The organism is Hymenobacter plasmatis (assembly GCF_020711255.1).
In the GTDB taxonomy this organism is placed as follows: domain Bacteria; phylum Bacteroidota; class Bacteroidia; order Cytophagales; family Hymenobacteraceae; genus Hymenobacter.
Genome location: NZ_JAJFAW010000002.1, coordinates 250,072 through 274,115, shown reverse-complemented (window position 1 = coordinate 274,115; position 24,044 = coordinate 250,072). Strand labels below are relative to the sequence as shown.

17 protein-coding genes are annotated in these 24,044 nt (G+C 54.6%); 3 read left to right on the top strand and 14 right to left on the bottom strand.

Going from position 1 to position 24,044, the window contains the following annotated elements:
- Positions 1–54 precede the first annotated feature (54 nt).
- The 8 genes from LJ738_RS02490 to LJ738_RS02455 form a co-directional block, all read right to left on the bottom strand.
- A complete protein-coding gene (locus tag LJ738_RS02490; RefSeq protein ID WP_227784745.1) occupies positions 55–936 on the bottom strand; it encodes an IS3 family transposase in 882 nt (293 codons plus the stop codon).
- Positions 933–1,235 (bottom strand): transposase, encoded by a 303-nt coding sequence (locus LJ738_RS02485; protein WP_227784744.1) that lies wholly within the window; start codon positions 1,233–1,235, stop codon positions 933–935. Before LJ738_RS02485 ends, LJ738_RS02490 begins: the two co-directional genes overlap by 4 nt.
- Positions 1,236–1,305: 70 nt before the next feature.
- On the bottom strand, positions 1,306–1,776 hold the full coding sequence (locus LJ738_RS02480) for a hypothetical protein (RefSeq protein ID WP_227784743.1): 471 nt from the start codon (positions 1,774–1,776) through the stop codon (positions 1,306–1,308).
- Positions 1,777–1,855: 79 nt separating this feature from the next.
- The gene (gene uvrB, locus LJ738_RS02475; protein WP_227784742.1) at positions 1,856–3,898 is read right to left on the bottom strand and encodes an excinuclease ABC subunit UvrB; all 2,043 of its coding nucleotides are present in this window, start codon (positions 3,896–3,898) and stop codon (positions 1,856–1,858) included.
- A gap of 98 nt (positions 3,899–3,996) precedes the next feature.
- On the bottom strand, positions 3,997–5,709 hold the full coding sequence (locus LJ738_RS02470) for a PorT family protein (protein WP_227784741.1): 1,713 nt from the start codon (positions 5,707–5,709) through the stop codon (positions 3,997–3,999).
- Positions 5,699–6,349, bottom strand: a complete 651-nt coding sequence (locus LJ738_RS02465) for an RNA polymerase sigma factor (protein ID WP_227784740.1) — start codon at positions 6,347–6,349, stop codon at positions 5,699–5,701. The genes LJ738_RS02470 and LJ738_RS02465 overlap by 11 nt, the downstream gene beginning before the upstream one ends.
- 245 nt (positions 6,350–6,594) lie before the next feature.
- Positions 6,595–7,353 carry a shikimate dehydrogenase family protein gene (locus LJ738_RS02460; protein WP_227784739.1) on the bottom strand — a complete coding sequence of 253 codons (759 nt, stop codon included), beginning with the start codon at positions 7,351–7,353 and terminating at the stop codon, positions 6,595–6,597.
- Positions 7,354–7,470: 117 nt separating this feature from the next.
- Positions 7,471–8,133: a DedA family protein gene (locus LJ738_RS02455; RefSeq protein ID WP_227784738.1), complete on the bottom strand. Its 663-nt coding sequence runs from the start codon at positions 8,131–8,133 to the stop codon at positions 7,471–7,473.
- A 491-nt stretch (positions 8,134–8,624) separates the two neighbouring features.
- Between LJ738_RS02455 and LJ738_RS02450 the strand changes: the two genes are divergently transcribed.
- The 3 genes from LJ738_RS02450 (at position 8,625) to LJ738_RS02440 (ending at position 15,868) form a co-directional block, all read left to right on the top strand.
- Positions 8,625–9,548, top strand: a complete 924-nt coding sequence (locus LJ738_RS02450; RefSeq protein ID WP_227784737.1) for a bestrophin family protein — start codon at positions 8,625–8,627, stop codon at positions 9,546–9,548.
- A gap of 215 nt (positions 9,549–9,763) precedes the next feature.
- Positions 9,764–13,099 carry a T9SS type A sorting domain-containing protein gene (locus tag LJ738_RS02445; RefSeq protein WP_227784736.1) on the top strand — a complete coding sequence of 1,112 codons (3,336 nt, stop codon included), beginning with the start codon at positions 9,764–9,766 and terminating at the stop codon, positions 13,097–13,099.
- 441 nt (positions 13,100–13,540) lie between these two features.
- Complete coding sequence (locus tag LJ738_RS02440) at positions 13,541–15,868, top strand: T9SS type A sorting domain-containing protein (RefSeq protein WP_227784735.1); 2,328 nt, start codon at positions 13,541–13,543, stop codon at positions 15,866–15,868.
- A 108-nt stretch (positions 15,869–15,976) separates the two neighbouring features.
- On the opposite strand, the gene LJ738_RS02435 is transcribed toward LJ738_RS02440, so the two are convergent.
- The 6 genes from LJ738_RS02435 to LJ738_RS02410 form a co-directional block, all read right to left on the bottom strand.
- On the bottom strand, positions 15,977–16,807 hold the full coding sequence (locus LJ738_RS02435) for a phosphosulfolactate synthase (RefSeq protein WP_227784734.1): 831 nt from the start codon (positions 16,805–16,807) through the stop codon (positions 15,977–15,979).
- Between the two features lie 123 nt (positions 16,808–16,930).
- The gene (locus LJ738_RS02430; RefSeq protein ID WP_227784733.1) at positions 16,931–18,328 is read right to left on the bottom strand and encodes a tetratricopeptide repeat protein; all 1,398 of its coding nucleotides are present in this window, start codon (positions 18,326–18,328) and stop codon (positions 16,931–16,933) included.
- A gap of 168 nt (positions 18,329–18,496) precedes the next feature.
- Positions 18,497–19,519, bottom strand: a complete 1,023-nt coding sequence (locus tag LJ738_RS02425; protein WP_227784732.1) for an NAD-dependent epimerase/dehydratase family protein — start codon at positions 19,517–19,519, stop codon at positions 18,497–18,499.
- 88 nt (positions 19,520–19,607) lie between these two features.
- Positions 19,608–20,378, bottom strand: a complete 771-nt coding sequence (locus LJ738_RS02420) for a tyrosine-protein phosphatase (protein ID WP_227784731.1) — start codon at positions 20,376–20,378, stop codon at positions 19,608–19,610.
- Between the two features lie 12 nt (positions 20,379–20,390).
- Positions 20,391–22,892 carry a polysaccharide biosynthesis tyrosine autokinase gene (locus LJ738_RS02415; protein ID WP_227784730.1) on the bottom strand — a complete coding sequence of 834 codons (2,502 nt, stop codon included), beginning with the start codon at positions 22,890–22,892 and terminating at the stop codon, positions 20,391–20,393.
- Positions 22,893–22,978: 86 nt separating this feature from the next.
- Positions 22,979–23,902: a polysaccharide biosynthesis/export family protein gene (locus LJ738_RS02410; RefSeq protein ID WP_227784729.1), complete on the bottom strand. Its 924-nt coding sequence runs from the start codon at positions 23,900–23,902 to the stop codon at positions 22,979–22,981.
- Positions 23,903–24,044 lie beyond the last annotated feature (142 nt).

Below are 24,044 nucleotides of genomic sequence, written 5' to 3'. Positions count from 1 at the left end.
AGAGCGGGCCGCTAACGCAGAAGCTAGCGGTCCGCTCGAAGTGAGGTGGTCTAACTAAACCGGACAGAATTGGGACGTGGTTTGCAGGTGGGTTTCGAAGTGGTTGGGCGATTGATAGCCGAGCGCCGAATGTCGACGTTCGGCGTTGTAATAGGCGATGTGGTGGGCGATTTCGAGCTTGGCTTCGGCCAGGTCGGGGAAGCTCCCACCATCGAGGAGCTCGGCTTTGAAGCGGCTCCAAAACGATTCGGCGTGGGCGTTGTCGTAGCAGTTGCCGCGCCGGCTCATGCTCTGCCGCGCCCCGTAGCGGGTGAGCAGCTGCTTGAAGCGGGTGGCCGTGTACTGGCTGCCCTGGTCGGAGTGCACGATGAGCCCGGCCCGGGGCTGGCGCACGGCCAGGGCGCGGCGCAGGGCCTCGCTGACCAGGTCTTCGGGCATCGTGTCGCGCACGTCCCAGCCCACGATTTTGCGCGAGCAGGGGTCGAGCCAGACGGCCAGGTAGAGCCAGCCGCCACCTTGGCGCGGCAAGTACGTGATGTCGCCGACCCACACCCGATTCGGGGCCGTGGGGGCCGGCTGGCCCAACAAGCGGTTGGGCACGGCGCGCACGGCCGGGTCCGAATCGGTGGTGCGCGGCACAAACGAGCGGGGCTGCTGGGCACGCAGCCCGTGCGCTTTCAGCACCCGGCGGATGCGCCAGCGCCCCACGGCGTGGCCTTCGGCCTGCACTTCGGCCCGCAACCGGCGGGTGCCGTAGCGCTGGCTGTGCCGAGCAAATGCCTGGCGCACGGCCAGTTGCCAAGCCGGTTCAGGAGCTGGCTGGCCCTGCTGCCGGTGCCAGGCGTAGTACGCGCTTGGGGCCACGCACAGCACGTGGCAGAGCTGGCGGACCGGCACCCGGACCCGCTGCCGGGCAATGTGCTGGTACACGCTCACGGGGTCGGCTGGGCGAAGATGGCCAAGGCTTTTTTTAAAATGTCGAGCTCCTGCGCCAGCCGCTTATTGGCCGCCCGCAGGGCGCGCACCTCCGGGTCGCGGGCCACTTCCACGCTGCCCACTTCCGCCACCACCTGGGCCTGCTGCCAGCGGTAGAGCAGCTTGGGGCTGATGCCCAACGCGCGGGCCGCGGCTTGCGTGCTCCGGCTTTCAGACGCCAGGCGCAGGGCCTCCGCCTTAAACGCCTCGTCGTATTTGCGTCGTTGGTCGGGCGACGCCCCGCTCTTTTTGGCTATCATAACAGAAGAAATATACGTCCTTCTTCTGTCCGGCATTCCTAGACCACCTCAAAGCTCAGCTGCAAATCGATTAAAGGGCTTTGCGAAAAAGATAGCGGGTCTCTGAGGAACCGTGAAAAGACGTAGTAGCCTTGTAGATGGGGTTGTTAGCGTCGGTTGATTGCGAATCTTTTTCGATTTTTTGCGTTGCGCCCGTTGTCCAGGATTCCGTGCGCATTTCAACAAATTCCCACCCATCGGCGGAAAGTTCGTTGATTGTTTGCATCAGTAGTACTTGCAGCTCGCCAAAGTAATTAGAGTTGAACATGTAGCGTTTGGGCTCGAGTTTGATTTGCCCGCGCCACGCGGGCGCGAGCCAAACGCAGTATGCACCAGGGTATACCAACTGGTACTGATAGCGCACCCCCGGAGTCTCCTTAAAAGCTGTGGTGTTCACCGTACACTGCCGGCCGGACTCGGGAAAGGGCAGCGGCACGGGAACCGCCTGGGCTGCAGCCAATCGAGCCATTATTAGGCATGTAAAGAGTAGCAAGACTTTCATAATGGTATAGGCAGAAAAAGGGTTAACAACGCAGATGAGCTGCGTTGTTAACCCTTTTTTCGAATATCATGCCAACTGGCTAGTCCCGCTTGCTCTTAAGCATGCTTTTCAAGGCCGCCAGCTCGTCGCGCAGTTTGGCGGCTTGCAGGAAGTCGAGCTCTTTGGCGGCGGCCTCCATCTGCTTCTCGGTGGTTTTAATCAGTTTTTCCAGCTCGGGGCGGGTCATCATGGCCACCACGGGCTCGGCAGCCAGCGCCAGGGCCGCGCCGTCGGAATCGGGGCCGGCGTAGGCCTGGTTGTCGAGCACGCGGTAATCGGACAGCGAGGTTTGGCCCAATATTTCGGCGTGGCTCTTGCGCACCGTGCGCGGCGTGATGCCATTCGCCTCGTTGTAGGCGGCCTGGGTGGCGCGGCGGCGGTTGGTTTCGTCAATAGCGCGCTGCATGGAACCTGTGATGCGGTCGGCGTACATTATGACCTTGCCCTTGTCGTTTCGCGCGGCGCGGCCCATGGTCTGAATCAGGCTGCGCTGGTCGCGCAGGAAGCCTTCCTTGTCGGCGTCGAGAATGGCCACCAGGCTCACTTCGGGCAAGTCGAGGCCTTCACGCAGCAGGTTCACGCCGATGAGCACGTCGATTTCGCCCAGGCGCAGCTTGCGCAGGATTTCCACGCGGTCCAGCGTCTTCACGTCGGAGTGCACGTATTCTACCTTGATGCCCAAGCGGTCCATGTACTTGCTCAGCTCTTCGGCCATGCGCTTGGTGAGGGTAGTCACCAGCACGCGGTCGCCCTGCTTCACCCGCTCGTCCACCTCATCTAGCAGGTCGTCAATCTGATTAACGCTGGGGCGAATGTCGATTTCGGGGTCGAGCAGGCCGGTGGGCCGGATAATCTGCTCCACCACCACGCCCCCCGCTTGGGTCAGTTCATAATCAGAAGGCGTGGCCGACACATACACGGCCTGCCGGTACATGCTTTCGAACTCGTTGAAGGTCAGCGGCCGGTTGTCCAAGGCCGAGGGCAGGCGGAAACCGTACTCGATGAGGGCGGTTTTGCGGCTACGGTCGCCGCCCCACATGGCCCGGATTTGGGGCATGGTGGCGTGGCTTTCGTCCACTACCAGCAGGTAATCGTCGGGGAAGTAGTCGAGCAGGCAGAAGGGCCGCGAGCCCGGTGTGCGCCCATCAAAGTAGCGCGAGTAGTTTTCGATGCCTGAGCAGTAGCCCAATTCCCGAATCATCTCCAGGTCAAACTCGGTGCGCTCCATGATGCGCTTGGCTTCGGCGTCGCGGCCTTCCTTCTCGAAGTACGCGTGCTGCAGCACCATGTCGTCCTGAATCTGCTTGATGGCCGTGTTCAGCGTTTCCTTGCCGGTCACAAACAAGTTGGCCGGGTACAGGGCCACGCCGTTGGCCTCGTCGCTCAGCTTCTTGCCGCTCACCGGGTCAATCTTGTGCACCGACTCAATTTCATCGCCGAAGAAGTAGAGGCGGAACGCGTGGTCGGCGTAGGCCGGAAATACGTCCACCGTGTCGCCCTTCACCCGAAACGTACCCCGTGTGAATTCGACCTCGGTGCGCGAATACAGAATCTGCACGAATTGATACAGCAGGTTATTGCGCGTGTAGCGCATGCCCGGCTTTAGGAAAATGACGTTTTTGGCGAATTCTTCGGGGTTGCCGATGCCGTAGATGCACGACACCGAGGCGATGACGACGATGTCGCGCCGGCCGCTGAGCAGGGTAGAAGTGGCGTGCAGCCGCAGCTTCTCGATTTCCTGGTTGATGGCCATGTCCTTCTCGATGAACACATCGGAGCTGGCGATGTAGGCCTCGGGCTGGTAGTAGTCGTAGTAGCTGATGTAGTACTCGACGGCGTTGTTCGGGAAAAACGCCTTGAATTCGCCGTAGAGCTGCGCGGCCAGGGTTTTGTTGTGGCAGAGCACCAAGGCCGGCTTGCCGGTTTGGGCAATGACGTTGGCCATGGTGAAGGTTTTGCCCGTGCCGGTGGCGCCGAGCAGCACCTGGGCGTGCTCGCCGTTGTTTACGCCCTCCACGAGCTTGGCAATGGCCGTGGGTTGGTCGCCGGTCGGCTTAAATTCAGAGGTCAGTTGGTACTCCATGCAACGGGAAAGGTAGGCCGAAAAGGTCAGCCTACCTTAACCACAAACCGGTATTTTGGGTTTCGCGGGAAGTAAAACAGTCGGGAACCGCCAGCGGGCTACTTGCCAAATTCCACCGCCACATCTACGCCGAAGCCGTAGGGACGGCTCTCCCGCATAAAGCTTTGGGCCGGGTGGGCATTGAGCGACAGCAGGCCCAATTCGGCCGTGGGGCCCACCGTCAGGGCCCACTTGCCCGCCGTGGGCCGGAACTGCGCGCCCACGCCGCCGCGCACATTGGCCAGCACCCGGCGGTAGGGCGTGCCGGCCGAAGTGAGCGAATACGTGCGGGTGGCTTCCGGATTGTCTTCTACCTCGCTCCGCACGCCCAGCAGCGCCGTGACGGCGCCGCCCAGCCGGCCGTAGAGGCTCCAGCCGCGCTTCACGGGGTTGGTGTAGCGCACTTCAACCGGAATGCCCGCCGTGCGGTAGCGGAAATTGGTGGTGCGCAACCGCCCCGTGCTCATCTGGCCAAGGTCCAGAATCTGCTCGCCAACAAACGCAGCACTCGACGCCGACTTGGCCGTGGCCTGGCCAAACTCAGCTCCCGTGCTCAATGACCAGTGCCCGCCGAGGTGGCGCGTGGCCAGCAAGGCAAGGCGCTGGCTCAAGCCGGGGCGCAGGTTTTCGCGGTATTGGGCGGCGGCAAATTCGGTCAGCGCCGGGGAATCGGCCCCCAGCGCGGGGTTGTAGCCATACTCGGGTGCAATGCCGGCCCGCGAGAAGTCGATGTTGGGGTTAAACACGCCCGCCGTGTAGCTGGCGCCGTAGTGCCATTTCTGCACATCTACCGTGGGCAGAGGCTCTGCGGCGGGAAGCAGGGCCAGGCCGTCGGGCAGCGTAGCCGAAGTGGGCAGGGCCAACGAGGCCGGGCTCGAAGCAAGCAGGCCCACCTGCTCCGGAATGGCCACGGACGAGGCCTGCGTAAGTGCCGCCAAAGCCGGCGCCCCGGCTGCGGCACCGGTCAGCGCACTGCCAGCCGTCGTGGTGGCAGAGGAGGCTGCTACGCTGGCTGCCGTGGCTCCAGTAGCTGCCGCAACCCGGCTGGAATTGCCATTCAGGCCCGACGTTGGGCCACTGGTAGCGGGCGTGATGCGAGCCGCAATAGAGGCGGGGCTGTTAGCAGCGGCTATTTCAGCAGGTGAGCTGGCAGTAGTATTTCGGGTAGCGTTAGCGCCGGTCGGCTGTTCAGCGCTGCCGGAAGCCATCGCCCCATTTTCCAGTTCGTTGCGAACCGATGCCGAGCCAAAGCCCGTAGCCCGGCCTGCCGAATTGGCGGCAACCGAATATTTGCCTGCGGCATAAGTCGCATTGCCTGTTGAGCCACCGTTGTTCAAGGAACCGTTTGCGGAACCGTTAGCAGAAGTCGCAGCCGCGTTTTTGGTAGCAAAAGCGTCAGTTGTTGCAGCCGCGTCAGATTCCGTTACTCCGCCTTTTCCCGTCGACGCGTTTGCGTTGCCAGTAGCCGAAGCACCTCTAGCCCGCGTGGCCGTGGCTACTTCAGTGCCGGCCATATCGGAGGCACGGTGGGCCCACCAGCCGGTACCAGCCAGTGTGGCCAGGAGCAGGCTGGCTGCGGCCACCCACCGCGTGGCGGCAAGGCGGCGGCGGTAGGTTTCGTTTTGACGAATGAGCAGGGAATTATCAATCTGGTCCCAAAGCATGGGGCGCGGGGGCACGGCGGCCTCCTCGCCCAGGTGATGGCGAAATAAGTCCTCTAAGCTACCGGTGGGTTTGGGCGTAGAATTGTCCTCGATAGGATTAACTGACATGGCGGATTGGAGTGCCCAGGCGCTCCAGTTTAGTTTGTAAGATGACCCGGGCCCGGGAATATTGCGACTTGCTCGTGCCCTCCGTGATACCTAATAATTCTCCGATTTCTTTGTGGTTGTATCCTTCTATCGCATACAGGTTGAAGACCATGCGGTAGCGCGGAGCCAGCTCCTGCACCATCTCCAACAGCTCCTGGAAGTTATAATTGCTCAGGGTAAATTCTTCGCTGGCCAGGGTTTCGGGGTACTCGCCGTCGCTCACCGCCACCAGCGAGGCATTGCGGCGGTGCTGGCGCAGGGCCGCGTTCACCATAATACGGCGAATCCAAAACTCCAGCGGGCACTCGCGCCGAAAGCTGGCCAAGGTGCGGAACACCGTCAGAAAACCTTCCTGCAGCACGTCCTCCGCCTCGAAGGTGGTTTGGGCGTAGCGCAGGCACACGGCCATCATTTTGCCGGCGTACTTGTCATACAGCAGCTTTTGGGCCAGCTGGCGGCCGCGCAGGCAGCCGTCAATCAGCTCGGCTTCGGTGGGCGCGCCGGTGGCCGCGGCCCGGCTGGCCGTCAGGCGCGGCGCCACGGGCGTTTGGTCGGGCAGCACGTCGTCGGCGCCAAAAGCAAACCAGGTAGCAGTGCTCATGCCGACAGCCGGGAACCCCTGCCGGCGGGGAAAGTGGTAGAGAAGGTCATTTTCTGCAGCATAGATAAGAACATCAACCAAGCAATATCCGGCCCAGCGGCGGCCGTCTTCTTGTGGATGCACGTCGGCACCAAAAGGTTGCAACTGCTATATAAACAGGTGCGCCGCCCCAATAAGTTGAGCTGATTTTTCTGATGAAACTATAACCTATCTCTAATTTAGTTGCTAAAATTGAGCTGGTTAGCTCAACTTCCTTTCGGGGGCTGCGCATTCCAGATGTCCCAGGCGGCTTCGGCCTGCATGCACAGCATCTCAAAACCGTTCTTCACCTGAGCACCGGCTTCCTTGCCCTTGGCCATAAACAGGGTTTCCATGGGGTTGTACACCAGGTCGTAGAGGTAGTGGCGCTCGGTAAGGGCCTCGTAGGGCAGGCGGGGGCATTGGTCCACGTTCGGAAACGTGCCCACTGGCGTGGCATTCACAATGAGGGGGTGAGCGGCCAGCAGCTGCGGGGTGATGTCGTCGTACGTCAGGCCGGGCCCCAGCGGGTCGCGTGTTACGTTCCAATACGGAATGCCTAGCTCCTGCAGGGCCACTTCCACCGCCTTGGCGGCTCCGCCGGCGCCCAGCACCAGCGCCCGCGCTGCCTCGCCGCGGTGCGGAAAAAAGGCGAGCAGCGAGTTGCGAAAGCCGATGTAATCGGTATTGTGGCCTACCAGGCGGCCGGTGGCGGTGCGCTCAATCACGTTCACGGCGCCCACGCGGCTGGCCGACGGGGCCAGGTCGTCGAGGTACGGCACCACGGTTTCTTTGTACGGAACGGTCACGTTCAGGCCCACTAAGTAGGGGTGGGCCGCCAGCAGGCCCGGCAACTCCCCAATCGTGGCCAGTTCAAACAGGTCGTACTGATGCTCGGCCAGCCCCAGCGAATAAAACTTCTGGGTGAAGAAGGTCTGCGAAAACGAGTGACTAAGCGTGCGGCCAATAAGCCCAAACTGACGCATGATATTTCAAATAGATACAAGAAGCAACTTCAAAATAACACAAAAAACCGCCCCCAAGCATCATGCCTGAGGGCGGTTTTGTTAGCAAACTACAATTTCGGCTTTAGCTCAACTTTTCTAGCGCGAACTGGCGGCCGAGGTTCTGCCCATTTTGCTTTTCACAAACGAAACCAGTGGCGGCAGCACCGACAGCGCAATGATGCCGAGAATTACCAGTTCAAAGTTCTTCTTCACCACCTCGATGTTGCCAAACAAATAGCCCACCACCGACAGCGACACCACCCACAGCACAGCCCCCACAATGCTGTACGAGGCAAAGTAGCGGTACGTCATGGTGCCCACGCCGGCCACAAACGGCGCAAACGTGCGCACAATGGGCACGAAGCGGGCCATGATGATGGTCTTGCCGCCATGCTTGGCATAGAACGCCTGGGTCTGGTCCAGGTACTTGCGTTTGAGGAACCGAAAATCTTCCCGGAACACCCGCGGCCCGAGGTAGTCGCCCACCAAGTAGTTCACGTTGTCGCCGATGAAGGCCGCCGCAATCAGCAGCGGAATGAGTATCCACAAGCTCAGGCCCGTTTCGGGGCGGGCCGCCAGTGCCCCGGCCGCAAACAGCAGCGAATCGCCGGGCAGGAAGGGAAACACAATGATGCCCGTTTCGGTGAAAACGATAAGGAAGAGCACGAGGTAAGTCCAGGTGCCGTAGTTGTACACCACGTCCACCAGGGTTTTGTCGAGGTGAAGGAAGAGGTCGAAAAAGTGCTTGAGGGATTCCATGCCAGGCGTAAGTGAGCCACAAAGAAAACCGGCACCCGCCGAAGTCCCCGCTTCCGGGCCTTACGAGGGTAGTTTCTACCGCCCCGATTGACGCCCCTTCTGGGGAACAGCCCAAGCGTTTTGGCTCAATTCCATAGCGCAGCAGCAAAAAAAATTTTCTTTTATAAATCCCTCTTGGCCTCGGCAATAGTACCTGTACCTTTGCCGCCCCTGTTGCGGGTAGTGTCGAGGTTAAAAAACGTGCTTATTGTGAGTTTCTTATATTCAGTGGATTAGATAGAGATTGGCTCTGGTATCAGTAGCGTACTAGCTGCTGTTGAGTCGCTCACACCTACCACTAATGGCAACCCATGTGAAAGTTGGCATTGCCTCTGATTGGCTCCGCACCATACCTGACCTAGCGCTGTGCTACTCCCGTTCTACCGATTAGGTTTTACTACTCAACCTCAACCAATACTTCCCCGTTGCAGGACTAAATCTATACTTATAGCATGATAGTTTATCAGGGTGGAGACTGGTGGAAGGCCTTGCGGCACTTTCAGACCTCTGCTGTTATTCGCTTGCTGCTAAAGCGCGTGGCGCTGGTGGGCCTGTATGGTTCCGCCATAGCCGTTATCAGCCTCGATTTTCATACACTCAACGTCAAGATTGGCCGCGAATACCTGTCCATTCTGGGTATTCTGCTCAGCCTGTTGCTGGTGTTCCGCACCAACACCGCCTATGACCGCTACTACGAGGGCCGCAAGGTGTGGGGCATTCTCGTCTCGCAGTGCCGCGGCCTGGCAATGGAGATGAATGCGTTGCTACCACGCGAGGCTAAGTCCAGCCGCCGCTATTTCGCCGCCCTCATCTCCAATTTTCCCATCGCGGTAGAAGGCAGCCTGCGCAACAAGGTGCGCTTCGACAAGATGGAAGCCACGCCCGACATTCTCGAGCGCCTGCAGAAGTCCGAAAACGTGGCTTCTACCATCATCGCCGTCCTCATGGAGAGCGTGGAGCAGCTGCGTCAGGTCCAGATTTTCGACCCTATCCACCTCATCAACATCAAGCAGCACTACCTGAGCATGATGTCGGTCAACGGAACCTGCGAGCGCATCAAGGCCACGCCCATTCCGTATTCCTACAGCTTTTTTATCAAGTGCTACATCACCATTTTCATCATGATAATGCCCTTGGTGCTGGTCGACTCCTGCGGCTGGTGGATGGTGCCCATTACCATGATTGGAGCCTACGCCATGCTAGGCCTCGAGATGATAGGCAACGAAATCGAAAACCCCTTTGGGTACGATAGCAACGACTTGCCCATTACCCAGCTCTCCAACAAAATCCGGGTGAGTGTACACGACCTGCTCGGAGTGGAGCTACCAGCCGAAAAAAAGGCCTTGGCCACCGTGCCCTACAGTGTCATTCATTAGTCGGGTTTTATTGGGTGCTCATTTGGCGTTTGTCATGGTCTGACGGGAAAAAACTGCAAGACTCGAAGATAATATTATTTGTAGCATTTTAACATTAATTTTCATTTATTCCAATACCCTATACCTTTTTTAGACTCGTGCGTATATGCGCCTCATTAGGAAATACAGGTAATGCTTTTCCCTCCCCTTTACATCCAATCCCTCATTCCATGCAAATGTTAACCTTTACTCAGAAGCTGTTTCGACAGCGAAGCTTCTTCAATTGTCTTATCCCGCTATTAGCCTTATTTGTTGGTTTGGGCACTACGTCGGTTAGTGCCCAGTCAAGCTCAACCGCCACATTGCGGAATGTCATAGTGACTTCTGGGGCTAGCGCAAGTGCTGCAACTACAAATACTTATGATGCTATTCGTACCTCGAATGCCACAAGCCCTGCTCCTAATAATGGCATCTTTGATGGCACAGATTTTGGAACACTTGATGTAAATAGTGGTAGCTTATTGCTGCAAGGTGGCTCCATTCAAATTGTTGAAGTTGGAGGAGATGTTTTCACCAGCGCATTCATCGATTATGGCGTTGCCCAAGGTACCTTTCCTAATGCTCCCGACCCGGCATTTGCCCAGTCTCTGCAGCTAACCCAGATGAGTTACGATGCGGCTACTAAAACGCGGACGTTTTCGCTGAACGGTGCAGGCCGAAATATTCTGGCATTGGCTGTGGCCAATGGCACTGGAACGAGCCACCGCTTTGACATTGCTGTTCGGGCTATTGGTGCAAATGGTCGTGACCAAATTAGTATAAACGGTAGCAGACGCGAATCAGTATTTACTCCGACTTCTGCAGCTCCTACAGTATCTACTGCTACTCTGCGTAACGTTATTATCACTTCGGGCACAACGGCTGCTAGTGCTACCATTAATACGTACGACGCTAATACTTCCACTCCTGGCCCGGGTGTCTTCAACGGCACCAATTTTGGCATACTCGACGTCAATGCTGGTCGTTTGCTATTGCAAGGGGGTGCTATTCAAATAGCCGAGAAAAATGGGGATAGGTTTGACCAAGCTGAAATTGCTTATGTAGTCACGCCGGGCACTTTTTCTACATCACCTGCGTCTTTTGCATTAGGTCAAAAACTGCCTCTGACAGTAGTTAGCTATGATGCTGCTACGATGACGCGGACCTTTACGCTCAGTAATGCCGCCCGCAACATCCTTGCGTTAGCCACGACTACAGGGGCACCAGGAACAAGCTACCGTTTTGACGTTGCTGTCTCGGCAACTGGCGAGAATGGCGGGAATCCAATTGGCTTGCTTGGCAACAGACAGACTTCGGTTTTCTTTGCTACCGGCGTACCAACGTTTCAGCCTACGCTGACTAATACCACCGTCTTCATTTCGCCGAACGGTGGACCTAATGTGTCTTACGATGCAAATAATCCACCCAACGCCAATCCTTTTAGTGGTGGAAACCTTGGCACGTTCGACATCGTGACCGGAAAACTGGTATTGAACGGTGGTACTGCGGTGACAAGAGAAAATGGTACTAACGAGGTAAGTAATGTTACACTTTATTACCGTGTTCGTAGAAGCGGTACCGGTGGTGGTGGTTTCATTCCTCTAACATTAACGCAAACAAGTACTATCAATAACGCGGACGGTTCAAGAACGCGTAACTTTTCGCTTTCTTCTGCCGCGCAGAATTTGCTGTCAGCTGTTACAATTGTTGGTGGCTACAATGTGGATGTTTATTTGGAGGCTAGCGGCGCTGATAATAGCAATAATACCAATTTTGTTGCCCAAAATGGAAGTAGCATAAGCCCCTATACTGCCAGCTTCACTGTAAACGGTACGCCTATTGTAACGACGATATGGACCGGAGGAAAGAACGATAACTGGTTTGATCCAGCAAACTGGACTAATGGTGTTCCCACAGCTATTACAAATGCCATCATCCCGAACTTTACGAGTGGGACGGGTATTCCTTACCCCAACATTTATAGCGACGCTATTAAACCTTTCACGGCTGAAAGGGCAGGAACAGATGCGGCTGGCAATCCTATCACTATTCCTGCAGATCCTGGTTATAATAATATTGGGTCAGGCAATGCCATGGTGCGTAACTTAACACTGCAGGGAAATTCGCAGTTAGACCGTAGCATTTTGCGTCTAGTAGTGGGCCGGCTTGATGTATTTGGAGATTTTACTAACCCCTACGGCAGCTTTATCCAGCGAAGCTCACCAATCATCAGCTTCAAGGCTGACGGCAATCAAAATATTAGTGGTTCCATCAACGGGTTCTCTAATGTGGAGATTGATGGTGGAGTGAATAGCATTAAGTCGCTTATCAATAACTTTGAAATTAAAGCTGGTGGCTATTTGAAGTTCATTCACGGCATTTTGAAAAACACCAGCACCGATGTAAGCACCAACTTTATCTCCTTTGAAGGTTCACTCACTGACCCATCTACCCGGGTCGTGACCCCGGCTGCCCAACTGTTGGGAGAAACCGAAAACACCTTCTATTTCGGCTATCTCAAAACTACTCAAGCTGCTACTATAGGCGTTCCCCAATCCTTCAGTAATATAGGACTGACGCTCACGTTTTCGGGCGTAACCCAACCTGGCAACGTATTTGTAACGCGTAATAACTCGGATAACTATCCTTCTACCGCTTTTGGCAGTTCTCCTCCCAAAAATGGTATCCGGCGTGTATTCGGGGTTCAGCCCGGTGTTTCCACTGGCTTGGTTGCCCGACTAGAGTTTCGGTACCTGAGCAATGAATTGGTTAACCTAAGAAACCCCGATGGTACTTTTACTGGCAGCGTTGACCAGAATAAGCTCTCGCTGTTCATATCTACCACGGGTGGCAACACGTTCCTGCAATTGGGTCGTGACTCTAATAGTGGTAACATCTTGGTTAAAAACAACGTCACTCAGTTCAATACGTTTACGCTCAGCGAGCAGATAGGTGCTCTGCCTTTGCCGGTAACGCTGGTTGCATTTGATGCTAAGCGGGTGGGTGCCGATGCCTTGGTGACGTGGCAGACGGCTACAGAACTGAACAACAAAGGCTACAATGTGCAGGTGTCGACAGATGGCAAAGGCTTCCATACAATTGGAACGATAACGAGTGCTTCTCCAAATAGCACGAAGGCTACCAACTATAGCTTTACAGATACTGAGAAGAATAAGTATGGCGTGCGGTACTACCGTTTGGAGCAAATGGATGTGGATGGCAAGCTAAATTATTTCGCTCCTCGTGGGGTATCCTTCGATGGGAAAGCCACGGATGGTGCTAATGCTCTTGCTTATCCTAACCCGTTCACGAGCGACGTTCAACTCAACATTGCTTCTGTCTCGGAAGGCAAAGGTTCGGTTCGCATCAACGATATGACTGGCCGTCTTGTGGCTGAACGTCAAATTGAGCTAGCCAATGGTGTGAATGACGTGCACTTATCCAACTTAGGTGAGTTGAAAAGCGGCATTTACCTGGTTCACGTTACCTTGCCCACGGGTGAGGTAAAGAATCTGAAAGTAGTGAAGCAGTAAACTGGCTGCTTTGGCAATATAAAAGCCGGTCTCCACAAGGAGGCCGGTTTTTTTGTGGCGTATGCTCCTCAAGGAGTCACAGCCAGATGGCAGCGGTCGCACGGGCTGCTTAGCTGCGAGGCATGGACGTGCCGAGACTGGTCTCTTTTGGCGGAAGGGCGGCACATTGGGCCACGACGTCCATATCGAGCAAGTGCGAGAAGGTGTCGCCGCGCCGCCCGCGCCGGATGGTTTCCAGGCTCATCATTTGGCCAACTATAGTAAGATTAACCCTGCTGATTTATGGTCTTAACAGAATATAAATCAATAATTGGTATTATTTAAATAAAATTATTGATTTATATTAAGTTTTTACAAAATGTTTAAACTCAGCATTATATTTGATATGTTCTCTTTTAAGAAAGCGTTTACCTATCAGTTCCATCTAATTACCACAGCTACATGCAAACTTTAATCTCTACCCAAAAGCTGCATAGACAGCACCATTTCCTTAAATGCCTTATTCCGTTGCTAGCCGTGATTATCGGTTTGGGTACACCCCAAATAGCTATGGCCCAGCGCTATACAGCAACAAACTTTACTGCTAGTGCTTCACCAACAGGCGGCGCTCCTACATCTACAACTTATCGTGGATTTACGGCAAATCCTAGGATAAGCGGCGCAGATTTAGGCAACGGAGCGGAGTTTAACCAAGCTGCTGGTCCTGGACAGGGAAGTCTGGTTATTACGGCTACTTCCACCACAGCCAACGACGGGGGTACGAGAATAACCTCCTCTGCCATCTACTACCGGGTCTATTTGCAAGGAGCGGGGATTGCCCCGGCTTTTTCACGCACATTTTTGAACGAAGCGGGTACTAATGGTTCGATTATAACCCATACGGCTACTACTTCTATCGACCTACTTAATCAACCGTCAGTATTAGGTGGGGGTACTTATACGGTTGAAGTTTATTTCAGGGGCGAATACGATGATGCTGGCACAACAGGTGCATTCTCTGACCCGGCTTCGAGTAATAGTATTCCTCCTGTAGGGTACAAAGCTACATTTAAGGTCAAAACCCCTCTTTCAACTCCTATTGGCGGAAGTTCAACCTGGATTAGCACTGCCCCCGCTACAGGCCAGCCCGCAACGGCAGCTGGTGTGGGCAGCGGCAGTACTGACTGGACCAATCCTGGAAACTGGAGCAACGGCGTACCAACGGCTACCTCGGATGCTGTTATTCCGGACCGTTCAACGGGGGTATTCAGGGTTTATCCAATTCTAGACAACCCAACCTACAACTTTGCTGTGAGGAACCTCACCTTAGTGGGCCAAAGCAATTCGTCACGCGGTGAAATCACTATAGAGCAGGCCACCCTCAGGGTCTATGGAAATTTGCGCCAAAACGCAGGCGGCCTCAGGGGCACTGTTACTCTTGCGCCGGGCGTTAGAAATTATCTACTGAACTCTACTCTTGTGCTTGCAGGTGCAGACCAGATTATTACTGGTCGTTTGGGGGTTTCCGATGTTATTATTGCGGGCTCAGGTATTAAATCCGTAACCGGCGAATTATCTGCAAGCAACACGCTTTCTTTTCAGCCGGCTAGCCCAGCAAATGGGGTGATAGTTCAGTCGGCTTACGAAGACCAGACCAATGGTTCAGTGGGGCCCATTTTTGATACAACCCTGCTAACGCTAATTAATTTAGGGTCTTCTGGAAAAATTAATCAGGAGCCCGGTTTTGCAGAAACGAATGCTTCTTATGTAAGAGGTGTCCTCCGCGCTGATCATGCTGTTAATACTGGGGTAATGGAGCCATTTGGTAATATTGGCCTTGATATAACTGCCAATTACACCTCTCCTCAGAATCTGATTGTTTTCCGGATTGTTGACGACCCACTACAGAGCCCAACTTCAACCAACGGGAAGGTTGCTGTGCCCATTAAACGTCAGTATTTGGTAGACAATGCGTTGGATAGCGAAAACCCCAGCTTTTCTGGTGCAACTCTATCGGTAGTATTTCACTACTTGGATTCGGATAGCGAGCTAAATGGCATTCCGGAGGACAACTTGTTAATGTTCCGGTCAAGGTCCAATGGTCCTCCTTACGCACCAGTATACGGTACGCTAAATACCCTTAATAATACCGTTGCCCGTCCCGGCTTATCTAGCCTAACTCGCTTTACGCTTACATTGGGCGATAGAGCAAACCCACTGCCCGTTCGCCTGACGGCATTCGATGCCAAGCGTATGGGCGCTGATGTCCTGGTGACGTGGCAAACGGCTAGTGAAGAGAACAGCAAGGGCTACGACGTACAGGTTTCGACCGACGGCAAGGTGTTCCGCATGCTGGCTTCGGTGCCGAGTGCTAACCCCAACACCATGAAGCTGAATTCTTACAGCTACTTGGATACTGAGAGGTACAAGGCCGGCACGCGTTACTACCGCCTGCGGCAGGTTGACCTCGACGGCAAAGAGACATTTTTCGCTCCGGTGTCTGTAAGCTTCGATGGCAAAGTGGCCGAAACCACATTGGTGGCTTATCCGAACCCTTTCAACAGCTTTGACAAACTGCATGTAGCCCTGACGTCGATTGCAGGTGGCAAAGGCCACCTGCGCATCACCGACATGACCGGCCGTATCATCCGTCAGGAGAGCGTTGAGCTGAATTCCGGCCTGACCGACCTGCCGGTGAATGGCTTGACCGAACTGAAAGCTGGTATATACATCGTCAATATATCTCTGCCCGCGGGCGAGGTGAAGAACCTGAAAATAGTAAAGCAGTAGGTCCACTGCTTGCAGCAATAAAAAGCCGGTCTCCGTGAGGAGGCCGGCTTTTTTGTGGTGTATTCTCCCTAGTGATTAACTGCGGAGGAGAGGCATTGAGCCGGCGTTTTAGCCGCGCGGCATGGAGGTGCCAGGCTTGCCCGTTTTGGCGGCTGGCCGGAACATGGGGTCAACGGCGTCCATGTCCAGAAAGTGCGAGAAGGTGTCGCCACGCAGGCCTAGTCGAATGGTTTCGAGGCTCACGACCTCATTGGGCGCAATATTGCCCAGGTTTACATTGGCGCCCAGTAGCTTGATGAACCACACCTGCTGGGCCTTCTGGGGCGCTTCCCATAGAATCTTCTCCGAGTTAATCTTGGTCAGGATTTCCTCCACCAGGCCCGAGCGCACTTCGCCGGTACTGCGGAACAAGCCCACGTTGCCGCCCTCGCGGGCTTCGCCAATCACCTTGATGGCGCCGGCGGCCAGCTCAGTTTCCATCTGGGAAATCCACTTGTAGGGCGGAATGATTTTTTCGGCATCCTTAGAGCCGACCTCGCTCAGCACCCGCACCGACTTGCTCAGGTCGCGGATGTACTCGCATTTGCGGTCGTGGTCGAGGTCGATGCTGCCGTCGGATACCTCGGCGTATTCCATGCCGTAGGTGTCCAGCAGGCGGCGGTAATCGTCGTATTGATTGCGGATGATGAATGCCTCGAACAGCGTGCCGCCGAAATAGACTGGCACGCCGGCCGCCCGGTAGATTTCAAGCTTGCGCTTGAGGTTGGGCACCACATACGACGTGGCCCAGCCCAGCTTTACCACATCGGTGTATTCACCGCCTACTTCAAGAAAATCTTCCACTTCGCGCAAGCTCATGCCCTTGTCCATAACCATAGTATAGCCTTGTTCGCGGGGTTTGGGTGGGCGCTCGGGGAGTTGGGAAAGGTCGTAATTCATCAACAATTGGGATAAGGGGGTGAAGAGGAAACCGCCGGCAGCAATGGGTGGTGGTACCGGCAAACAAAAACCGCCCGTCGGATGACGGGCGGTTGCAAAAGTAACTTGCTCAAGGGCGAAATCTTATTTCCGAAACTGCTCAATTAATTTCTTAAGACCCGGCTGCTCACGCAGTGCCGGGAAATAATCGAACAGCAGCGTGTGCTGCTCGAAATTGAGCGTAAGGGCCGTTTCCAGGGTGTTATAAGCTTCGCGCATGCGGCCATCGGCCAATAGATAAGCGCACAGCATGTAGTGGAAATGCGCCTCGTGCGGGTGCAGGTTCACGGCGTGGTGCACCAGCTCCACGGCTTCGGTAAAGTGGCCTTGCTCGTAAAGGATAGCGCTCCAGCTTATCCAGCCTTGCACGTCATCCGGAGCGACCTCCGTGGCCTTTTCGTACGACTCGAGGGCGCTTACTACGTTGCCAACCTGGTTTTCGGCCGCTCCCAGGGCTGACCAATATTCGCCGCTTTCGGCGTACAGCTCGGTGGCTTTGCGGAAATAGTGAATGGCTTCAAACCAACGCCCCTGCTCCTGCAATAGCACGCCTTGTCCAAACCAAGCCTCGTCCATCTCCGGATTAATCTCCAGGGCCTGGCGGTAATAGCGGCGGGCGGGTTCCCACTCGCGCAGCTTCTCGTAGCATTCGCCGATGTTGCAGAGGGCTTCATCGGTGGGCTCCCCAAGCGGGTATGCTTGCTCAAATTCCGGAATGGCCTTCTGGTATTCCTGCTGGCACACAAACGTATCGGCCAGCCAGTGGTGGGCATCGTGAAAATCGGGGCTGATGACCACGGCGTAATCAAACGCCTCCGCTGCTTTGGCAAAATCTTCGCGGCGGTACCAATACTGCCCCAGGTTGTACCAAGCCGTGGCCGAGTACGGGTCGTCGTCGGTGAATCCCTTGAAGAAATCCTCGTGCTCCTCGAGGCGGCCCGTCACGTCGAGGCAGTGCAACAACTCCTGCACCCCGGTTTCGTTGTCGGGATTCAGGCGCAGGCTCTGCTTGTAGTGCTTGGCCGCACTCTTAAACTTCTGCCAGCTTTGGAAGGCCAGGCCGAGGTTAAAGTGGATGTCTTCGCGTTCGGGTTCCTGCTCGAGGCCCGCCCGGAAAAACTCAATGGCCAGCGCAAACTCGCCCCGCTGGGTGCTGATAATGCCACGCGTGACGGCTACATCGGCATTGGTTGGGTCCAACGCCGCCACTTCATCAATCTGGCGTTCGGCTTCCTGGTAGTCGCCGCGCATGGCCGTTACCTGAGCGCGGTCAATCAGCAGCTCGGTTGAGAAAGGATACTGGCCCAGGGCCGCCTCGCAGGCCTGCAGGGCTTTTTCAAACTCAGCATTAGTAACGTAGTGGTCAATGATGTTTTCAAAGTCCTCTAGATCAAAAAATACGGGTTCCTGACTGTCCACCATGCGCTCGAAGCGACGCACGATATCCAACACGGCCCGGTGGTTTTCAAAATGTTCGTTCATGCGCATAAAATCGCAGTTAATGTAAGTGGATTAATCCGGTTTTGTGGCTTGTTGAATGCAGGGACCGGCTTTTGTTACCAAGCTACCCGCAAACGCTACTCCACTCCACTTTATAAGTTCTCTCCAATGATAACAAATGTTAGCCAAAACCGTGCAATTCGGCTGTTGCTAAGATACGATAACCGCAGGGGAGTGTGTCAAGTTCACCGCTAACTCACTTGCGCACCACGCCAGCGTTTCGGCTAACGGGCGGAAGGAGAGGCCGGTGGTGCTTTGTACTTTGGCATGTGAGTACATCACCGGGTGCCGGCCGGCACGCGCCGTGTCCTTGGTGATAAGTGGCCGGGCTCCAGTAAGAACAGCACGCGCATGCTCGAGCCGCCAAATGATTTCGGCAGCCCAACTAGGCACCGCTACCGTGGGTGGTCGGCGATGCATAGCGGTGGCTGCTTGCCGAAAAAAATCAGCCAGCGGCAAGGCCTCGGCACTTAAAATATATCGCTCGCCTCGAAGCTCAGGCTGGTCGAGAGCCAATGCCAGCAGTTGCTGCACCACGTCGCGCACATCCACAAAGTTGACCAGCCCCCGGGTATAAAAACGATGCTGTTGGTGTGCGTAGCGTAGCAGCCGGGTGCTGCTGCGGTGCCAGTCGCCCGGCCCCAACACCACCGAGGGGTTGACGATGACCGCCGATAAGCCTTCGGCCACGCCCCGCCACACCTCCAACTCGCCCAAATACTTAGAGGTAGCATAAGCCGGATGCGCTGCTCCCAAGTCCCAACTGCTCGTTTCCGTTACAACCGCGGCATGGTTTGGGTCCGCCGGGCTCCCTGCTGCCGGGCCACCCAATGCCGCTACCGACGACACATGAGCCAGCCGCACGCCGGGATGTTCCAGGCAGGCATCCACTACCGCAGCGGTGCCCTGCACGTTTACTTTGAGCAGTAAATCCTCGTCTTGAGGGGCGTAGGACACGAGGCCAGCACAATGAAAAACATGCGTAACCTCAGGAGTAATCGCCGACCGCAGCAAATCAGTGTCTAGCAGTTCGCCCGCGACCCATTCCACTCCTGGCGCCGCATTGGTGGGTGTTGTACCCCGGTGCAGGGCCCGCACGGCCAGCCCCCGCTCCCGCAAGGCATGCAACAGAAAAGAGCCAATGAGGCCCGTGCCGCCGGTAACAAAAATCATGAACGAGGTTGATGGTTTCGGAGTGGCCTTTTCTTGTCTAAGCTAAGCCAATGTGCAAATCTGGCAGCTAGAAACCAATGACCAGCCATCAAAGCGTTTTGTTTAATAACGGCAGTTGAAGCAGCTTTTGCATATACGGCTGGGGAAGCGCCCGCCGCAACAGCGTTTCGGTATGGCGCAGGTGGTGGGTATCAGTACCCACAAAATCAACCAGACCGCCGTCAATCAGTTGTTCGGCTACTTTTTGGGCTGCGGGGGAGTAGTAGCCCGCCAGGGAATTGAGGTTGAGCTGAAGTAGCACGCCATGGTCGCGGCGTAGCTTTTCAATCTCGGCAAACCGGCCGTAGAGATAGGTGTAGCGCTCGGGGTGAGCGAGGACGGGTGTATAGCCTTGGGCTTTTAGCTCAAATATGATGTCGAACAAGTTGAGCGGCTCATTCATGTACGAAGTTTCGAACAGCAGATATTTCTTATCTCCGCCGAAGGTGAGCATTTCCGTGCCATCGGCCAGTTTATGCCCTAAAAATTCGTCGAGGTAATATTCTGCCGCGCATTCAAGGGCCATTTCTCCCAAGCCTGCATGAGCAGCGGCATCGCGTAGCAATTGCAGCGCCACCCGGATGCCCTCAGGCGTGTTCTTATAAAAGTCGCCCATGATGTGGGGCGTCATTATGAGCTTGCGAAAGCCTAAGCCACTCAGCGCTCGTATCAGGTCAAGAGCGTGCTCGAGAGTTTCGGCTCCATCATCAAGGCCGGGAAGCAGATGCGAGTGCATATCGGCTCCCAACTCCGCCAACGTGGGCACCGCTGCCTCTTCCGCCGGCTTATTTCCAAAAAGCCGCTGCAGGAATGTAGCCATTCAGAAACCGCGCTAATTAAAGAACTTCTTAAGTTTCTCGCCGAAGGTAAGCGCCTTGGTTTCTGGCTCTTCGTAATACCCTTGCCCGTAAGCCCCATAGCCGTAGCCATAGCCGTAGCCATAGCCGTAGCCATAGCCGGAACCACGCGAGTTGGCATCGTTGAGAATGGTACACATGCGTGTGAAATTGTTGCTGCGCATGAGTCGGTTCATGTTCTTAATGAACGTCTTGCGGGAATAATCGGCCCGCACAATGTAAAGCGGAATATCCGCCTTGCGCATAATGAGGATGCCGTCAGTCACTAGGCCCACTGGCGGAGTATCAATCAGAATGACGTCATAAGATTGAAATAACTCCTGAATCATCTGGTCGAACTTATCGCTAAGAATCAGCTCCGACGGGTTAGGCGGTGTCGGGCCAGCCGAGATAAACTGCATTGATTCAATAGAAGTAGGCTGGATGCACTCCTGAATGCTGTGCCGCTCAATCAGGATAGTGCTCACGCCTTTCACGTTTTCGGCACCAAAGGCAAGGTTGACCTTGGGCTTCCGCATGTCCAAGTCCAAGATGATGACCCGCTGCCCTGATAAGGCAATGATGCCACCCAGGTTCACTGTCACAAAAGTTTTGCCTTCGCCCGAGATGGTGGACGTTACTGAAATCAAACGCTTCTTTTTAGCAGAGCTGATAAAATCCAGGTTCGTCCGAATTGAGCGGATGGACTCAGAAATAGCTGATTTGGGATTCTTGTCAACTACCAGCCGCGATACTTCCATCTTCTCCTTGTCGTAGGTAGGGATAATACCTAGTACCGATGCTTTGGTATTCCGCTCCAATTCCCGCACGTTCGATATGGTGTTGTGCATAAAGTAGCGAACCGCAATCAGCCCCAGCCCCATGAATAAGCCTCCGGCTAACCCTACTGCATAGGCAATTAGTCGATTAGGAGAAATTGGGGCGGCCGGAGGCGAGGCAGGAGACAAAATCTGGAAGTCGGCAGTAGCACCAGCTTTCTCGATGTTGAACTGGACCTTGCGATCCATCAACTGTAGGTACGAAGTGACATATAAGTCAAGTGGGCGCTTAAGGCGTTCTAATTGAGTGCTTTTGGCGGGTAAACTTTGTAGTAATGCCGTAAATTTTCCGCGCTGTTGGTCGAGCCGGCTAAGCTCATTACGCAGCAATTTTTGGTTTTGCTGGAGCAAGCGCTTAATTGAAGTTCGCGTATACTCAATATTGGCCTGTTTACTCTGAATGGCTTCCGTTTTATCCGTGTAAGAACGCGAAGCGCGGCGCAATTGCCATTGCAAATCATTCAGCTCGTTAAGTTGCTGGCTTAGCTGAGGGTCTTCAATGCCCGCGAGAGCGGGTATACTTTGCTCCACAGTTTGCGTCTCATCACGAGTTAAGCTACCCTGGTTAGCCATTTGAGCAATTTCGCCCAACATGTTAATCTTGTCCGTGAGCTTGAGACGGTCAGCCTCCAGTTTTTCGAGTTTATCTGTTATAGCCGTGAATTCACCTTTACTGTCGTAAGTACCCGTTTGCTGCACAAAATTCTGCAACCGGTCTTCTGCACTTTCCAGGTTTTGACCATTCTGTTCCAGAATCTGATCTAGAAAGCGGAGCTTTCGAGTGGTGGTTTCTGATTTCTGAGCCAGCTTTTCCACCAAGTACACGGAGTCGATTTTGTTGACAATGTCTTGGGCTTTGCTCGGGTTAAAGTCATTAAAAGAAATCTGAATGGTGCTGGCTTCGGGATTGACAATTTCAACGGTCAAGTTCTTGTCCAGGTATTCGTTAACTGTCCTGTCGTCAAGAATCGTGAAGTGGTAGCTTGCATCTTGGGCTTCATTCGTCAATTCATCTGTACCCAGTACTGCAAGGGTTATCCCCGGCAACTTAATTTCTTGGCCTAAGCTGTATTCTCCACCGAGTGGGCGTCCTTGCCCCGTAAACTCAAGCGCAAAACGTTGCGGGCCCACGAACTTTAAATCGAACTTGCGATTATATAAACTGGGGTCTGTAATGCGGTATTTGACACGAAATGGAGCTATTCCATAGAGCTCTGATTCCAGCACGGTACCTTGAACATAATAATTTACATCCAGGGCTAAGGAATCCTTAAGCCTGCGATAAATGATATTAGATTTAATTAGCTCAACTTCGCCAGCAAGCTTGGTGCGTCCTTTATCAATTGACGCCGGGGCTTGACCTGCTAACCCTAGGGCACTTCCCTCGTTTCGCTCATCTATTTTAAGAAGTGAGGCCGATTTATAAACGGGTTTAGTGTAGCGCAAGTACAGCCACGAAGCCGTTACTCCTAGTCCCACAAGCAAAAGCATCCATAACAGACTGCGCCGCGCTACCAGCACTAGCGTGGCTATGTCCAGCCCAGGAGCATCATCATCTGCGTCATTTCCGCTGGCTAAGGGCGCCTCTGGAGGAGATGCCGTGCCGCCAGTGGCGTTGCGGATTAGTTCCTCTAGTTCTGTATTCTCGTTTATGGCCATTGTATTGATAGTGCAGCTAAGGCAACATGTTATAAGATACGCTGATATTAAGCGTACTGTCTAATTAATCTAATTGAACAGTATCGTTACTTAAATTGACTAATAAGGAAGAACGTGGTGGTAAGCAGCAATGATGACAAACTCAGAATAGGATTTATATCAACTAAGGCATCTAGAAGTGGGCGGCGTATAGGCTCCACATAGATTACATCATTGGGCTCAACCTGCAGATTGGCCCGCCGCATTCCATCTAAGGTGGACAAATCAATTTGCTGCACACGAGGATTTTTCAAGTCGCCTCGAATAATACGAATATTATTAGCCTTACCTCCGTTGCGATATAGTGTTCCGCCGCCGCCGCCGCCGCCGTCTACGCCTCCTGCTAGGGCCAGGACTTCCAACAGGTTCATGTTATCATTGTTGAGAGCAATTACCTGGCCACCGGTAGCGCCTAGCACAATTACACGGTTATTTGTGACGCGAGTAGTAACAAATGCCTCTTTGTAAAACTCATTGTAGCGTATAGCCAACGTGCTGTCCGCCTCCAGTAGTGTCAGGCCACTGACACGAATCCGGTTCACCATAGGCAGCACCACCGTACCATCGGCTTGCACCAAAAATTCTGACCCACCAGAGCCTTGGCCTGTGTTACGCGTGGGGGTACTTGTACCGCGGCCTGAAGTGGGCGCAATCGCCCCGCCCCGGCTGGGCAGGCCGCCGCTTGGCTGGCCAAACTGCAATTCCCCGTTGGGGTCCAGGATTCGTTCGCCTCTGTTCGTATTCACCCGCACTTCCAGAAAGTCATTGGGTTGAATGACATAATTGCGCTCCGACCGGTTCACGGCAATACGCAACTTCGTGCTGTCGAGCTGGCGGCCTTGGCGGTCGGTGAGCCGGAACAGGGTGCGTTGGTTGTAGTATTTGGTCGTCGCGCACGACGAGAAAAGCAGCAGTGCAGGAAGCGTCAGCAGCCACAGTCGCCCAAGGCGACGAAGGAGAAATGAAGGCATGAAGGCCAATTAATACGAAATCAAACGGAGAAAATGAAAAAAAAACGACCGCAAAAGTCAGGTTATCTCCAAAAAGCCTCAAAAGTAACGCTTTTGCCGTGCCCATTCAACAACAGGCCGTTACAGCAAGGAGCCAGGTTAG

Coding starts and splice junctions, on each gene's coding strand:
- LJ738_RS02485 (WP_227784744.1), bottom strand. CDS start 1,235: ATGATAGCCAAAAAGAGCGGGGCGTCGCCCGACCAACGACGCAAATAC.
- LJ738_RS02480 (WP_227784743.1), bottom strand. CDS start 1,776: ATGAAAGTCTTGCTACTCTTTACATGCCTAATAATGGCTCGATTGGCT.
- uvrB (WP_227784742.1), bottom strand. CDS start 3,898: ATGGAGTACCAACTGACCTCTGAATTTAAGCCGACCGGCGACCAACCC.
- LJ738_RS02470 (WP_227784741.1), bottom strand. CDS start 5,709: ATGTCAGTTAATCCTATCGAGGACAATTCTACGCCCAAACCCACCGGT.
- LJ738_RS02465 (WP_227784740.1), bottom strand. CDS start 6,349: ATGAGCACTGCTACCTGGTTTGCTTTTGGCGCCGACGACGTGCTGCCC.
- LJ738_RS02460 (WP_227784739.1), bottom strand. CDS start 7,353: ATGCGTCAGTTTGGGCTTATTGGCCGCACGCTTAGTCACTCGTTTTCG.
- LJ738_RS02455 (WP_227784738.1), bottom strand. CDS start 8,133: ATGGAATCCCTCAAGCACTTTTTCGACCTCTTCCTTCACCTCGACAAA.
- LJ738_RS02450 (WP_227784737.1), top strand. CDS start 8,625: ATGATAGTTTATCAGGGTGGAGACTGGTGGAAGGCCTTGCGGCACTTT.
- LJ738_RS02445 (WP_227784736.1), top strand. CDS start 9,764: ATGTTAACCTTTACTCAGAAGCTGTTTCGACAGCGAAGCTTCTTCAAT.
- LJ738_RS02440 (WP_227784735.1), top strand. CDS start 13,541: ATGCAAACTTTAATCTCTACCCAAAAGCTGCATAGACAGCACCATTTC.
- LJ738_RS02435 (WP_227784734.1), bottom strand. CDS start 16,807: ATGAATTACGACCTTTCCCAACTCCCCGAGCGCCCACCCAAACCCCGC.
- LJ738_RS02430 (WP_227784733.1), bottom strand. CDS start 18,328: ATGAACGAACATTTTGAAAACCACCGGGCCGTGTTGGATATCGTGCGT.
- LJ738_RS02425 (WP_227784732.1), bottom strand. CDS start 19,519: ATGATTTTTGTTACCGGCGGCACGGGCCTCATTGGCTCTTTTCTGTTG.
- LJ738_RS02420 (WP_227784731.1), bottom strand. CDS start 20,378: ATGGCTACATTCCTGCAGCGGCTTTTTGGAAATAAGCCGGCGGAAGAG.
- LJ738_RS02415 (WP_227784730.1), bottom strand. CDS start 22,892: ATGGCCATAAACGAGAATACAGAACTAGAGGAACTAATCCGCAACGCC.
- LJ738_RS02410 (WP_227784729.1), bottom strand. CDS start 23,902: ATGCCTTCATTTCTCCTTCGTCGCCTTGGGCGACTGTGGCTGCTGACG.